A 13,210-nucleotide genomic window follows, 5' to 3' on the forward strand; every position below is an offset into this window, starting at 1 on the left:
CCGTCCGTGGAATTCGTCACACGATCCGGTTGGGGCGACCGATACTGCAGGGGAGCCGCGGAAGCAGCAGGCGGCTGTCACAGCGAAGGGAAGTGGTTTCCTGGGGAATGACCGGGGGCTGACACACACCTTCTCCTCCCGGTCTCCAGGCCGGCCCTGAGTCTCCGGTTCGCCGGGTGCGCCGGCCGATCCGGCGCCATCCGGGTGGCAGGTCCTCCGTCGTCAGGAGGCGGGACCGGTCAGGCGTCCCCCTCACACCCCGGCGAGGGCGGCTCGCAGTTCGTCGGTCACCGCGTCCAGGCAGCTGCCGAAACTCGCCTGCCCCTTGGCGTCGATCCAGCGCCGCATGGCGCTGCCGAAGGCCACCGTGGCCAGCTGCGCGACCAGTTCGGCCGTGCCGGCGTCGACCTGACGCCGCTTCAGCGCATCGCGGATCGCCTCGGCGACCGCGGCCGCCTTCGTCCGTTCGCGCTCCTGCAGCTCCGGGCTGGCGTCGATCACCGCCCGGCGCTCCGGCACACCGTCCACCTGCTCGACGAGCTGGGCACCGACCCGCGCCAGCGCGTCGAGAACGGCGGCCAGCGGAGCCGCGTCCGGGTCCGCCGCCAGGACCGCCTCCGCCAGCGCGGGCGGCAGGTGCTCCGAGCCGGCGAAGAGAACCTCACGCTTGTCGGGGAAGTAGCGGAAGTAGGAGCGCCGGGTGAGTCCGGCCCGCTCGGCGATGTGGGTCACCGTCACGTTGTCGTAACCGCGCTCCAGATACAGCTCCAGCGCCGCCTGCTTCAGGCGCTGCTCGGCGCCCGGATCCCACCTCGCCATGGACCGACCCTAACAGGTGATGTCCCACTGTGTCGTCAGTGCTAGCCTCGACTCACGACACACTGTGTCATCACTGGGGGCGCCCGCCCTCGGTGCGGCCCGAAGCAGGCAGGGTGACCTTCGCATGACCGAGAGCAGTGGCTCCGTCGGGACGACCGGCGAGAGCAGGACGAACGACGAGATATGGATCGTCGGGGCCACCGGCCGGGTCGGCCGGGGCGTGACCGCGCGGCTTGCCGCGCGGGGACTGACGGTCGTACCGGTGGGGCGCAGCCGGGGGCGGATGGCCGCCGTCGGGGCCGAAGCGGGTCTGCCCGGGGACGCGAAAGTCGTCGTCGCCGACTCGGCCGAGCGGATCGCGGACGAGATCGCCCGGGGGCGCCCGCGGGTCGTGGTCAACACGATGGGCGCCTTCGCCGCCACCGCGCCGGTGATCGCCCGCGCCTGCATGCCCGGCGGCCACTACGTCGACCAGGCCAACGACGTGGTCGCCGTGCGGGGGCTGCTCGCCCTGCACGACGAAGCGGTGCGGGCGGGCAGCACCCTGGTCACCGGCGCCGGATTCGGTGTGCTGGCGACGGAGGCGGTGGTGGCGAAGCTGTGCGAGGGCCGGCCCGCGCCGCACCGGGTGCGGGTCGACGCCGTGGCCTCGGTCGCCGTCGAGGCGGGCCTGCTCGGTGCCGCCCTGGCGGAAACCATCGCGGACGCGCTCACCGCCGGCGGACGGCGGTACGAAGACGGGCGGCTGACGACCTCACGTCTCGGCGCGGACCCGCAGCAACTCACCTTCCCCGACGGGGAGTCGGCGAAATCGGCAGGCGTCGCCTCCGGCGAACTCATCGCGGCGCACGCGGTGAGCGGAGCACCGTTCGTCACCGCCACGTCCGCTCTGGTGCCGACCGCTCCGCTGATACGTGCCCTGCTCCCCCTGCTCGGCGGCCTGCTGTCCGTGCCGGCATTGCGACGCCTCGCCGTCGACCGGCTCGGCCGGATACGGGTCAAGGAGGCAACACCCCGCCCGCGCAAGCACTCCTGGGGGCACGCGGTCGTCGAATGGGCGGACGGCACCCGGCGCGAGGGATGGCTCCGCGCCGGCGACGGCATGGACTTCACGGCCGACGTGACCGCCACCGTCACCGAACTGCTGGCGCGCGGCGCCGGCGGGCCCGGCGCCTGGACACCGGCAGCGGCCCTGGGAGCCGGCCTGGCGACGACCGCGGGCGGCACCTTCGTACTGGACTGAAAGCGCCATGCCCGCAGTACCGCGACGGCCAGGGGCGGACGGACGACGGCGAGCCGCGTTCCGCAACCCGCGTTCCGCAACCCGCCTTCCGCGACCCGCGTTCCGTCTGACTCCGGTGGAACGGGCGGCGCCGGCCCGTCGGCAGCAACGACCCGCGAGGGTAGCGACAGTGTGCCGGATGTCGGAGGCTCCGCTTCCTGCCGTTCCCCGGCGGTCCCTGCTGATCGGAGTAGACCGCCGGGTACTTGACCCGCGCTGTGAGACACCATCCGAGGCGGTGGCCCACCGGAAGGGCATCCGCATGCACACGCCTCGGAGTGTGGCACGCGCTCGATCCTGCCGCGCGGCCGAAGGACCGGTCCGGGCCCGGCCCTGTCGGCCTACCGGCGGCCTACCGGCCGGTCGGACAGACGGGCGAGTGAGCGAGCGAGCAGATCAGCGCAGTCCGGCGAAGAGGTCGTTCTCCGGTACGGCCGCGCCGGTGGTGTCCTGGACACGTACGAAGGTCTCCATGCCCATCAACTCGCCGAACCTCTCCTTGCCCATCCTGAGGAAGAAGATGTTCTCGCCCTGGCTGGCGTGCGCGGCCAGGGCGTCGTACTTCTGGCCGCTGAACGCCATGGTGTCCACCCACGTGGTGATCTCGTCGTCGGGGAGGCCGATCTCGGCGATCGCCGCGACCTCGGCGGGGTCCGGCTCCGGCATCTCCGCACCGAACTCGCGCATGACTTCCATGAATTGCCGCATTCCCGAACGGGGAATCGTCGTCCAGTACACCTTCGGCGTCAGCGCGGTCATCTCCAGTGCCGCCATCGTGATGCGGTGGGCCTGGATGTGGTCGGGGTGGCCGTAGAAGCCGTTCTCGTCATAGGTGACGACCACATCGGGTCGGTAGTGCCGCATGAGTTCGGCGAGGCGGGCGGCGCCGTCCTCCACGGGGGTCTGCCAGAAGGATCCGGGGGCGTCGTTGCTCGGCCAGCCCATCATTCCGGAGTCGGCGTAGTCCAGCATCTCCAGATCGCTGATCTTCAGGACCTCACAGCTCGCCTCGAGTTCCTTGCGCCGCATCAGGGCGACGGCCGCCGGATCATGCCCGGGATCACCCGGCTTGACACCCCCCGGTCCGTCACCGCAAGCGCCGTCGGTACACGTCACGAGAACCGTGCGGATGCCTTCCGCCGCGTACCGCGCGAGGACCCCTCCGGTTCCGGTGGCCTCGTCGTCGGGATGGGCGTGCACCGCCATGAGCGTCAAAGGCCGGTCAGTCACGAAACAGTCCTCCTGCGACATTGCGTCTTGGTCCGAGTGCGCGGCGGGTGTACCGCGCTCCCCGGGGACCGGACCCACCCCGGACGGACACCTGATGGTCTCCGTGTTCCCCGCCCGTGCGACGCCGGTCCCTCGGTCGATCCAACAGTGCCGGCAGGACCGGCTGTTCCCGCCGCGGCACCTGGATCTTCCGGGCGTCGGCATTTCACCCCGACCGCGGCGTCGGCATCGGAACCCACAGCGGAACACCGGCACCGGCACCAGCACCAGCACCAGCACCAGCACCAGGAGACGCCGATACGAGATTCGGTGCCCTGCACAGGCCGGCGCGTCCCGGGGCGGCGACGTCGTTCTGCGTCGGCCGTTCACGCGTGGAGGCGCCGAGGTGCTGTGCATGCGCGGCGGCGCGGCCACCGCGCATGCCACCCGGGCGGGGCCGGTACAAGATCTCCGCCCGGGCAGGGGGGCTCGGTACCGATCAGCCGCGAGACTGCTCGGTCAGGCCCAGCTGGCTCATGATGGCGCCGGTGTCCAGGTAGGCGCGGCCCTCCTGGATCTTGCCGTCGTGGACCTCGTAGATGTCACACGCGTGCACGGTGACGTGACGCCCCGTGGCGGGCACGGTGCCGGCATGCAGGGCCAGGTCTCCGGTCTGGGTTCCGCTGCCCGTGTACTCGACGACGACCGTGTCCCCCTGGGACGTGAGGTGGTCGAGGGTGAACTTGCCGTCGGGCATCGCGTCGAACATGGCTTTCGCGAGCTGGGTGAAGCCCTCGGGACCCTGCAGCGTCCTCCCGCTGCCCTCCTCGACGAGGGTGCAGTCCTGAGCGACGGATCCGGCGATGGCGTCGTAGTCCCGGTCGTTCCACGCCCGGAAGAGATCACGGACGAATGTTTCGTTGTCAGTCATGGGAACCTCCACTGGGGAAACATCCCTTTCCTTCCATGCTGAGCCGGTATGTCCGAGCGTGCATCCCTGCAGGGACGATCCGCCCGGAGTGCCGTCGCCGGCGGCGCCGAGCTCGCGCACGAGGCCGCGCACGAGGCCGAATCGTCGGCGGGCGCGGCGCCGGGAGAAGCAGGGCCGCAGCACGGGAGCGCAACGCGGTACGCCCGCCGCTCCGGGCGGGCCGGACCGCCCGCTCACGCGCCAGGGGTCATGACGGTGCGGCGCCGTGCTGGTCGGTGTTCATCGCGCGCACGGCCGCGGCGACACTGCCGCGGTCCAGTTCGACCTCGGACTCGGCCAGTCCCTGTTCCATTTCGCGTGGGCGGGTGAGGTCGGCCAGGGACAACAGGGCCGCCACCGGGCGGTTGTCGGCCAGATAGGAGGCGCTGAAGGTGTGGATGTTCCGTTCCAGGGCCGCCTGGGCCAGGATCTCCACCATCGCGGTCGCCAGCCCCACCCGGCGCCACGCGGGGTCCACCGCGACGGCGACCTCCGCGACGCCCTCGCCCAGATGTTCGTAGCGTGCGACGGCGACGCCCCGTCCACCGGTGGCGTCCGCCGCGACGAGGGCGAATCGGCGTGTGTAGTCGAGCTGCGTCAGCCGGGTCAGCAGCTCCGGCGTGACGCGTGGCGAACCGCCCAGGAAGCGGCGGTGCAGCGTCTCGGCGTCCGCGGACCGGATCGCCGCGGCCAGGTCCGGCGCGTCGGACGGCACGATCGGCCGGATCACGACGCGGCGGCCGTCGCGGAGCCGCACTTCGCGCTCGTAGGCGACCGGGTAGTCCGGTGGCAGGTCGGCGGGATGGGGCTGAAGGCTCATCGCTGCTCCGTGTCCGCGGAACCGTGGCTTCCGGCACGAGGGACGTGTCCATGACGGAAGGTGCCTCCATGGTGTGACGGCCAACTGCCCTCTGTCCTGGACCGGTGGACCCTCATACGGTGCGGTTGGTCCCCTTGTGCAGGCCCACCGGAGCGGAAGCATGGAGGTATGGAGGAGCGACCGGACTCGGCGACGTGGCGCACCCCGGCGAAATACGTGGTGCCGCCTTGTGTGAACGCGGCCGACGACATCGTCGACAACGCCCTTCGCCGCCCTGATCACATGGCCTTCGCCCGCAAGGTCGACGGAGTCTGGCGGACGGTCACCTCGAGGGAGTTCGCCGACCAGGTCCGGGCATTGGCCGCGGGCTTGATCGCGGCCGGGATCGCACGGGGCGACCGGATCGCCCTGATGTCGGCCTCCCGCTATGAGTGGATGCTGTGCGACTACGCGATCTGGACGGCCGGGGCGGTAACGGTGCCCGTGTACGAGACCTCGTCCCCGGAGCAGGTCGCGTGGATCCTGCGTGACAGCGGCGCCAGGGCCGCGTTCGTCGAGAACGAGGCGCGCGCCCGAGTCGTCGCCGAGGTCGGCCTGGCCTCGGCGGGCCAGGTCTGGCGGATGGACGGAGGACTCGGGCACCTCACCGAACTGGGCCGGTCGCTGTCCCCGGAACAGGTGGAGCGGCGCAGGCGTTCGGTCGGCGCCGACGAGCCGGCGACCATCGTCTACACCTCCGGCACGACCGGCAGGCCCAGAGGCTGCCTGCTCAGCCACGGCAATCTGGTCGCCGAGGTACGCAACGTCGCACTCGCCGACGGGATCAGGGAAAAGGTCCTGACCGACCGCACCACGCTCCTGGTGTTCCTGCCGCCGGCCCACGTTCTCGCGCGGGTCGTCGCACTCGCCGCCGTGCACAACGGCGCACAGGTCGCGCACACCAGCGACCTCGCCAACCTCACCACCGAACTGCGGGCCTACCGGCCCACGCTGTTGCTGGCCGTGCCCCGGGTGTTCGAGAAAATGCGCAACACCGCCCAGCGCGCGGCCGTGGCGGGCGGTCACGCCGGGCTGTTCCGTGCCGCCGAGGCCACCGCCGTCGCGTACAGCGAGTCACTTGATCACGGCGGTCCGGGACCGTGGCTGCGGTTCAGGCGCCGGATGTACGACCGCCTGGTGTTCACCAGGCTGCGGGCCGCGCTCGGCGGCCGGGTCGCGTACGCGTGCAGTGGCGGCGCTCCCCTGGGGGCCCGTCTGGGGCACTTCCTGCGCGGTGCCGGGGTCACGGTTCTGGAAGGCTGGGGGCTGACCGAGACCACGTCCGGGGTGACCCTCAACCTGCCCGACGCGCAGCGCATCGGCAGTGTCGGCCGCCCGTTGCCCGGCTGCGCCGTACGCATCGGTCCCGGGGACGAGGTCCTGGTCAAGGGCCCGAACGTCTTCGGTGGCTACCTGCACGACAAGCAGGCCACGGCCGAGGCGTTCGACGCCGACGGCTGGTTCCGCACCGGTGACGTGGGCGCGTTGGACGACGGGTATCTGACCATCACCGGCCGCAAGAAGGACCTCATCATCACCGCCGTCGGCAAGAATGTCGCCCCTGCCCCGATGGAGGACCGGCTGCGGGCCCACTGGTTGATCGACCAGTGCATGCTCGTCGGTGACCGGCGACCGTACATCAGCGCCCTCATCACCCTCGACCCCGAGTTCCTCACCTGGTGGAAGCGCGAGCACAACCGGCCTCAGACGGACGGCATCGCGGAACTCCGCCACGACCCGGAACTCATGTCGGCCATCCAGACCGCGGTGGACGAGGTCAACCGGATGGTTTCCGCGGCCGAGGCCATCAAGAGATTCCGCATTCTCAGCCGGGAGTTCGTCGTGGGCGAGGAACTGACGCCCTCTCAGAAAGTGCGACGCGGATACGTGGCCGTCAAGTTCGCCACGGACATCGAGGCACTCTACGCACCGGGCCGCCCGGAGCCATGAACGGGCCCGCGGCTGACAGCATTCGGGGACGGGCGACCGCCTCAGCCGCCTGAGCCCCTGCCCCTGCCCCTGCCTCTGCCTCTGCCTCTGCCAGCCGAGTGCTGACGGTGACGCGTGGAGCGTGGAGCGTCGCCGTGGCGCTGGAAGGGTTCGAAGATCCGCCTTCCTTCGACCAGGCCACGTTGCCCGCCGATGTCGTCTCAGGCCTCGAAGCGGTACCCCATGCCCGGTTCGGTGATCAGGTAGCGCGGGTGGGCGGGGTCCGTCTCCAGTTTGCGGCGCAGCTGGGCCATGTAGACCCGCAGGTAGTTTGTCTTGCCGCGCTGCGACACACCCCAGACCTCCTGCAGGAGGTGCGTCTGGGTGATGAGCCGGCCGGGGTGGGTGACCAGGATCTCCAGCAGATGCCATTCGGTCGGTGTGAGACGCACCGGGTGCCCGTCGCGCACGACCTTCCTGGCCGGCAGGTCGATGCTGAACGCATCCGTCTCCACGAGCGTCGTCTCCGGAGCGAGCGAGACGTCGTAGATGCGCCGGACGGCGGCCCGCAGCCGCGCCAGCAGCTCGTCCATGCTGAACGGCTTGGTGATGTAATCGTCCGCTCCGGCGTCGAGGGCGGCGACCTTCTCCTCCGAGGCGCGGCGCGCGGACAGGACGAGGATCGGTACGCGGCTCCAGCCGCGCAGCGCCTTGATGACGTCCACGCCGTCCATGTCCGGCAACCCGAGATCCAGTATCACGGCAACCGGGCGGCGGGCGGCGGCCAGGCGCAGGGCCGTGGCACCGTCGGGCGCCGCGTCCACGTCGTACCGGCGCGCCCGCATGTTGATCACGAGGGCCCGCACGAGCTGCGGGTCGTCCTCCACCACCAGCACCCGGGTCATCGGCGTGCGGCCTTCCTCTTGTCGGTGGGAGCGACTTGCCGGCGAGGCCGGCTCACCGGCGGGATCGACTCGCCGGATGGATCTACTCGCTGGGTGGATCGACTCGCCGACCGGACCGACTCGCCTGCGGAATCAGCCCGCCGACGGGATCCACTCACCTGCGGAATCGACCCGCTGACGGGATCCACTCGCCGACCGGATCAACTCGCCTGCGGAATCAGCCCGCCGATGGGATTGGCCCGCCGACGGGATTGGCCCGCCCACGGAATCGGCGGGGCGGGTACTGCGGCGGGAGCCAGTGGCCCGGAGGTCTCGGGTGCGCCGGCGCACGCCGCCGCGGGTAAGCCCCCAGCCCCTACCTCCGGGCCAGCGCCTTGAGGGCGATGTTGAGATCCAGGACGTTGACGTGCGGCTCGCCCATGAACCCCAGCGCGCGCCCCGAAGTGTGGTCCTTCACCAGCTTGCGGACCTGGGCGACGGACAGCCCGTTCGCCTCGGCCACCCGCTTGACCTGGATGTCCGCGTACGCCGGGGAGATGTCCGGGTCGATCGCGGAGGCCGAGCCGGTGACCGCGTCGGCGGGCACCTGTGACTCGGGGACGCCGTTGAAGGCGGCGACCTGCTTCCGGGCCGCCCTGACGGCCGCGACCAGCTTCGGGTTGCCGGCGCTGAGCTGCCCGGATCCGGTGGCCAGGGGATCGTAGCCGCTGTTGGAGGGCCGGGGCTGGAACCACTTCGGGTCCGGTTCGCCGGTGTTCTCGATGTTCCAGCTCTGCCCGATCAGCTTCGAGCCGGCCGCCTTGCCGCCGACCTTCACGATCGAGCCGTTGGCCTTGTCGTGGAACAGGGCCTGGCCGACCCCGGTGACCAGGAGCGGGTAGACGAGGCCGGTCACGACGGTGAGGACGAGCAGCATGCGCAGCGCGGCCCACGCCAGGCGGGCGGATTTCGCGAGAGAGGTGTTCATGTCCTTCACCCGATCCCGGGGATCAGAGAGACGAGCAGGTCGATGAGTTTGATGCCGGCGAACGGGGCGATCAGCCCGCCGAGGCCGTAGACGGCGAGGTTGCGGCGCAGCATCCTGTCGGCGCTGACCGGCCGGTACCGCACGCCCTTCAGGGACAGCGGCACCAGTGCGACGATGATCAGCGCGTTGAAGATGACGGCGGACAGGATCGCGGAGTCGGGCGAGGACAGGCCCATGATGTTGAGCTTGTCCAGGCCGGGGTAGACGGCGGCGAACAGCGCCGGGATGATCGCGAAGTACTTCGCGACGTCGTTGGCGATGGAGAACGTCGTCAGCGCGCCGCGGGTGATGAGGAGCTGCTTGCCGATCTCGACGATCTCGATGAGCTTGGTCGGGTTGGAGTCGAGGTCGACCATGTTGCCGGCCTCCTTGGCTGCCGAGGTACCGGTGTTCATCGCCACGCCGACGTCCGCCTGAGCGAGCGCGGGCGCGTCGTTGGTGCCGTCACCGGTCATCGCGACGAGCTTGCCGCCCGCCTGCTCCCGCTTGATGAGGGCCATCTTGTCCTCCGGGGTGGCCTCGGCGAGGAAGTCGTCGACGCCCGCCTCCTCGGCGATCGCCTTGGCCGTCAGCGGGTTGTCACCCGTGATCATGACGGTCCTGATGCCCATGCGGCGCAGTTCTTCGAACCGCTCCCGCATGCCCTGCTTGACGACGTCCTTGAGGTGGACGACACCCAGCACCCGGGCGCCGTGGCCGTCGTGGACCGCGACGAGCAGTGGCGTGCCGCCCGCCTCGGAGACACGGGCGGCGATCCGGTCGGCGTCCTCGGAGACCGTGCCGCCCTCCTCCCGCACCCAGGCGATGACCGAAGCGGTGGCCCCTTTGCGGATCTTCCGGCCGTCCACGTCCACGCCCGACATCCGGGTCTGCGCGGTGAACGCGATCCACTCGGCGTGCGCCAACTCGCCCTGGTGGCGCTCGCGCAGCCCGTACTGCTCCTTCGCCAGTACGACGACGGACCGGCCCTCGGGTGTCTCGTCGGCCAGCGAGGACAGCTGGGCGGCATCGGCGACCTCGGCCTCGGTGGTGCCGCGCACCGGCAGGAACTCGGCGGCCTGGCGGTTGCCGAGGGTGATGGTGCCGGTCTTGTCGAGCAGCAGTGTGGAGACGTCACCGGCGGCCTCGACCGCCCGGCCGGACATCGCCAGCACGTTGCGCTGCACCAGCCGGTCCATGCCCGCGATGCCGATCGCGGAGAGCAGGGCGCCGATCGTGGTCGGGATGAGGCAGACCAGCAGCGCCACCAGCACGACCATGCCGAGCCGGGAGCCGGCGTAGTCCGCGAACGGCGGCAGTGTGGCCACGGCCAGCAGGAAGACGATCGTCAGCGAGGCCAGCAGGATGTTCAGTGCTGTCTCGTTGGGTGTCTTCTGCCGCGCCGCACCCTCGACAAGGCTGATCATACGGTCGATGAAGGTCTCGCCCGGCTTCGTCGTGATCTTGACGACGATGCGGTCGGACAGCACCTTCGTGCCGCCCGTGACGGCCGAGCGGTCGCCGCCGGATTCCCGGATGACCGGGGCCGACTCGCCGGTGATCGCCGATTCGTCGACCGAGGCCACGCCCTCGATGACATCGCCGTCGCCGGGGATGATGTCGCCGGCCTCGCAGACGACCACGTCACCGACGATCAGCTCGGTGCCCGCGACCACGGTTCCGTCGGCCTTGCGTGCCATGGTGTCGGTCTTGGCCCTGCGCAGGGTGTCGGCCTGCGCCTTGCCGCGGCCCTCGGCGACGGCCTCCGCCAGGTTGGCGAAGACCACCGTCAGCCACAGCCAGGCGCTGATCGCCCAGCCGAACCAGTCGCCCGGGTCCTTGACGGAGAAGATCGTCGTCAGGACCGAGCCGACGAGGACCACGAACATCACGGGCGACTTGACCATCACCCGCGGGTCGAGCTTGCGGACGGCGTCCGGCAGCGACCTGAACAACTGCCGGGGTTCGAACAGCCCGCCGCCGACCCGCCCGTCGGGCTTGTGTCCGGTGGGCGCGTCCTGGTGGGGCGCGAGGGTGGGAGCGGACGTCGGAGCGGACGTCGGAGTGGACGTGGGAGTGGATGCGGATGTGGATGCGGGCATGGAGTCCTGTCCCTGTACGTCGGTCTTCTGCGCGTCGGGGCTCATCACGCCAGCCCCTCGGCCAGCGGGCCCAGCGCGAGAGCCGGGAAGAACGTCAGACCGGTGATGATCAGGATCGCGCCCACCAGCACTCCGGTGAACAGCGGCTTCTCGGTGCGCAGGGTCCCCGCGGTGGCCGGGACCGGCTTCTGCCCGGCGAGCGAGCCGGCCAGGGCGAGGACGAACACCATCGGCAGGAAGCGGCCCAGCAGCATGCACAAGCCGAGCATCGTGTTGTGGTACACGGTGTCGGCCGCGAAGCCCGCGAACGCGCAGCCGTTGTTGTTGGAGGCCGAGGTGTAGGCGTAGAGCACCTCGGAGAATCCGTGCGCTCCGGTGTTGGTCATGGACGGCTCGCCCTTGCCCAGCGCCATCGCCAGCGCGGTGCCGGTCAGCACCAGGGCCGGAGTGATCAGGATGTAGCAGGCGGCGAGTTTGATCTCACGAGGGCCGATCTTCTTGCCCAGGTACTCGGGCGTACGGCCGACCATCAGGCCGGCGATGAACACCGCGACGACCGCCATGATCAGCATGCCGTAGAGACCGGAGCCGGTGCCACCGGGCGCGATCTCGCCCAGCATCATGCCCAGCAGCAGCACGCCCCCGGACAGGCCGCTGAAGGAGTCGTGGAAGGAGTCGACCGAACCGGTCGAGGTCATCGTCGTGGAGGCCGCGAACAGGGAGGAGTCACCCACGCCGAACCGTGTCTCCTTGCCTTCCATCGCGCCGCCCGCCAGTTGCGAGGCGGTGCCGGGGTGGGCGTACTCGAGCCAGGTCACGGCGACCACGCCGAGGAACCAGATGACGCCCATCGCCGCGACGATCGCGTAGCCCTGCCTGACCGAACCCACCATCGTGCCGAAGGTGCGCGGCAGCGAGAACGGGATCACCAGCAGCAGGAAGATCTCCAGCCAGTTCGTGAAGCCGCCCGGGTTCTCGAAGGGGTGCGAGCTGTTGGCGTTGAAGAAGCCCCCGCCGTTGGTGCCCAGATCCTTGATGGCCTCCTGCGAGGCGACCGCACCCGGGCTGATCGCCTGCTTTTCGCCGGTCAGCGTGGTGACGTGGTGGATGCCGCCGAAGTTCTGGATCGCACCGCAGGCGATCAGGACCACGGCCGCGGCCACCGAGACCGGGAGCAGGATGCGGATGACGCAGCGCACCAGGTCCGCCCAGAAGTTGCCCAGTTCGCCGGTACGGGAGCGCGCGAAACCGCGCACCAGCGCCACCGCGACGACGATGCCCACCGCGGCGGAGACGAAGTTCTGCACCGCCAGGCCCATCGTCTGGGTGACGTGGCTCATGGCCACCTCGCCCGAGTACGACTGCCAGTTCGTGTTGGAGACGAAGGAGGCGGCCGTGTCGAACGCCTGGTCCGGGCTGATCGGCTTGAAGCCGAGCGACAGCGGCAGCCTGTCCTGCACGCGCTGCACCAGGTACAGCAACAGCACACCGACCGCGGAGAAGACCAGCACACCGCGCAGGTAGACGGGCCAGCGCATCTCCGTGTCCGGGTCGACGCCGACCGAGCGGTAGATCCACCGCTCGACGCGCAGGTGCCTCCCGGACCGGAAGACGGCGGCCATGTAGTCGCCGAGGGGACGGTGTACGAGGGCGAGGGCGCCGATCAGCGCGGCGACCACGAGCACGTCGGCAAGTTCGGAACTCATGACGCGGCTCAGAACCTCTCCGGAAAGACGAGGGCGAGGACGAGGTAACCCAGCAGGGCGACGGCCACGACCAGGCCGACGACGTTCTCCGCGGTCACAGCTTCGTCACCCCCTTGGCGACGAGAGCCACCAGAGCGAACACGGCGAAGGTGGCGATGACGAAGGCCAGGTCGGCCATCGCAGACTCCTCAATGGGGTTCGAACACGGATCGGACGAGTACAGGGAACCCGCCGTTCGGCCGGACTCCAGCGCCCTTGACGGCCCTCATACGGCGACTCCGGCGGCCTTGACGGAGCCCTTACGCCGCCCCGCGCCCGCCGCTCGGACGATCACGGCGGTACGGAACCGGCCGCCCTCCCCGCCCGGCCGCCTGCGCTTTGCCGGGGCGTCAGGGATCCGTCGGCAACCCGTCAGCGGCGCGT

11 protein-coding genes are annotated in these 13,210 nt (G+C 70.4%); 2 read left to right on the plus strand and 9 right to left on the minus strand.

Annotated elements, in window-relative coordinates; all coding sequences use genetic code 11:
* Nucleotides 1-252 precede the first annotated feature (252 nt).
* Nucleotides 253-819 (minus strand): TetR/AcrR family transcriptional regulator, encoded by a 567-nt coding sequence (locus ACJ9NR_RS00740; protein ID WP_412490359.1) that lies wholly within the window; start codon nucleotides 817-819, stop codon nucleotides 253-255.
* A gap of 124 nt (nucleotides 820-943) precedes the next feature.
* Between ACJ9NR_RS00740 and ACJ9NR_RS00745 the strand changes: the two genes are divergently transcribed.
* Nucleotides 944-2,062, plus strand: a complete 1,119-nt coding sequence (locus ACJ9NR_RS00745) for a saccharopine dehydrogenase family protein (RefSeq protein ID WP_412490358.1) — start codon at nucleotides 944-946, stop codon at nucleotides 2,060-2,062.
* A gap of 435 nt (nucleotides 2,063-2,497) precedes the next feature.
* On the opposite strand, the gene ACJ9NR_RS00750 is transcribed toward ACJ9NR_RS00745, so the two are convergent.
* The 3 genes from ACJ9NR_RS00750 to ACJ9NR_RS00760 form a co-directional block, all read right to left on the minus strand.
* Nucleotides 2,498-3,331, minus strand: a complete 834-nt coding sequence (locus ACJ9NR_RS00750) for a PIG-L family deacetylase (protein WP_412490357.1) — start codon at nucleotides 3,329-3,331, stop codon at nucleotides 2,498-2,500.
* A 478-nt stretch (nucleotides 3,332-3,809) separates the two neighbouring features.
* Nucleotides 3,810-4,241, minus strand: coding sequence for an ester cyclase (locus ACJ9NR_RS00755; RefSeq protein ID WP_412490356.1), 432 nt, complete (start codon nucleotides 4,239-4,241; stop codon nucleotides 3,810-3,812).
* A gap of 247 nt (nucleotides 4,242-4,488) precedes the next feature.
* Nucleotides 4,489-5,100, minus strand: coding sequence for a GNAT family N-acetyltransferase (locus tag ACJ9NR_RS00760; RefSeq protein ID WP_412490355.1), 612 nt, complete (start codon nucleotides 5,098-5,100; stop codon nucleotides 4,489-4,491).
* A 168-nt stretch (nucleotides 5,101-5,268) separates the two neighbouring features.
* Between ACJ9NR_RS00760 and ACJ9NR_RS00765 the strand changes: the two genes are divergently transcribed.
* The gene (locus tag ACJ9NR_RS00765; protein WP_412490354.1) at nucleotides 5,269-7,089 is read left to right on the plus strand and encodes an AMP-dependent synthetase/ligase; all 1,821 of its coding nucleotides are present in this window, start codon (nucleotides 5,269-5,271) and stop codon (nucleotides 7,087-7,089) included.
* Nucleotides 7,090-7,289: 200 nt separating this feature from the next.
* On the opposite strand, the gene ACJ9NR_RS00770 is transcribed toward ACJ9NR_RS00765, so the two are convergent.
* The 5 genes from ACJ9NR_RS00770 to kdpF form a co-directional block, all read right to left on the minus strand.
* Nucleotides 7,290-7,973, minus strand: a complete 684-nt coding sequence (locus ACJ9NR_RS00770) for a response regulator (protein ID WP_412490353.1) — start codon at nucleotides 7,971-7,973, stop codon at nucleotides 7,290-7,292.
* Between the two features lie 355 nt (nucleotides 7,974-8,328).
* Nucleotides 8,329-8,940, minus strand: a complete 612-nt coding sequence (gene kdpC, locus ACJ9NR_RS00775) for a potassium-transporting ATPase subunit KdpC (protein ID WP_412490352.1) — start codon at nucleotides 8,938-8,940, stop codon at nucleotides 8,329-8,331.
* Between the two features lie 5 nt (nucleotides 8,941-8,945).
* A complete protein-coding gene (gene kdpB / locus ACJ9NR_RS00780) occupies nucleotides 8,946-11,081 on the minus strand; it encodes a potassium-transporting ATPase subunit KdpB (protein WP_412490351.1) in 2,136 nt (711 codons plus the stop codon).
* Between the two features lie 44 nt (nucleotides 11,082-11,125).
* Nucleotides 11,126-12,787, minus strand: coding sequence for a potassium-transporting ATPase subunit KdpA (gene kdpA / locus ACJ9NR_RS00785; protein WP_412490350.1), 1,662 nt, complete (start codon nucleotides 12,785-12,787; stop codon nucleotides 11,126-11,128).
* An 8-nt stretch (nucleotides 12,788-12,795) separates the two neighbouring features.
* Complete coding sequence (gene kdpF / locus ACJ9NR_RS00790; RefSeq protein ID WP_037802756.1) at nucleotides 12,796-12,885, minus strand: K(+)-transporting ATPase subunit F; 90 nt, start codon at nucleotides 12,883-12,885, stop codon at nucleotides 12,796-12,798.
* Nucleotides 12,886-13,210: the final 325 nt, after the last annotated feature.

Origin of the sequence: Streptomyces sediminimaris (assembly GCF_047049295.1) — a bacterium.
Taxonomy (GTDB): Bacteria; Actinomycetota; Actinomycetes; order Streptomycetales; family Streptomycetaceae; genus Streptomyces; species Streptomyces sediminimaris.

Excerpts from the sequence above, each read along its gene's own strand:
- ACJ9NR_RS00740 (WP_412490359.1), bottom strand. The coding sequence starts at position 819 with ATGGCGAGGTGGGATCCGGGCGCCGAGCAGCGCCTGAAGCAGGCGGCG.
- ACJ9NR_RS00745 (WP_412490358.1), top strand. The coding sequence starts at position 944 with ATGACCGAGAGCAGTGGCTCCGTCGGGACGACCGGCGAGAGCAGGACG.
- ACJ9NR_RS00755 (WP_412490356.1), bottom strand. The coding sequence starts at position 4,241 with ATGACTGACAACGAAACATTCGTCCGTGATCTCTTCCGGGCGTGGAAC.
- ACJ9NR_RS00760 (WP_412490355.1), bottom strand. The coding sequence starts at position 5,100 with ATGAGCCTTCAGCCCCATCCCGCCGACCTGCCACCGGACTACCCGGTC.
- ACJ9NR_RS00765 (WP_412490354.1), top strand. The coding sequence starts at position 5,269 with ATGGAGGAGCGACCGGACTCGGCGACGTGGCGCACCCCGGCGAAATAC.
- ACJ9NR_RS00770 (WP_412490353.1), bottom strand. The coding sequence starts at position 7,973 with ATGACCCGGGTGCTGGTGGTGGAGGACGACCCGCAGCTCGTGCGGGCC.
- kdpC (WP_412490352.1), bottom strand. The coding sequence starts at position 8,940 with ATGAACACCTCTCTCGCGAAATCCGCCCGCCTGGCGTGGGCCGCGCTG.
- kdpB (WP_412490351.1), bottom strand. The coding sequence starts at position 11,081 with ATGCCCGCATCCACATCCGCATCCACTCCCACGTCCACTCCGACGTCC.
- kdpA (WP_412490350.1), bottom strand. The coding sequence starts at position 12,787 with ATGAGTTCCGAACTTGCCGACGTGCTCGTGGTCGCCGCGCTGATCGGC.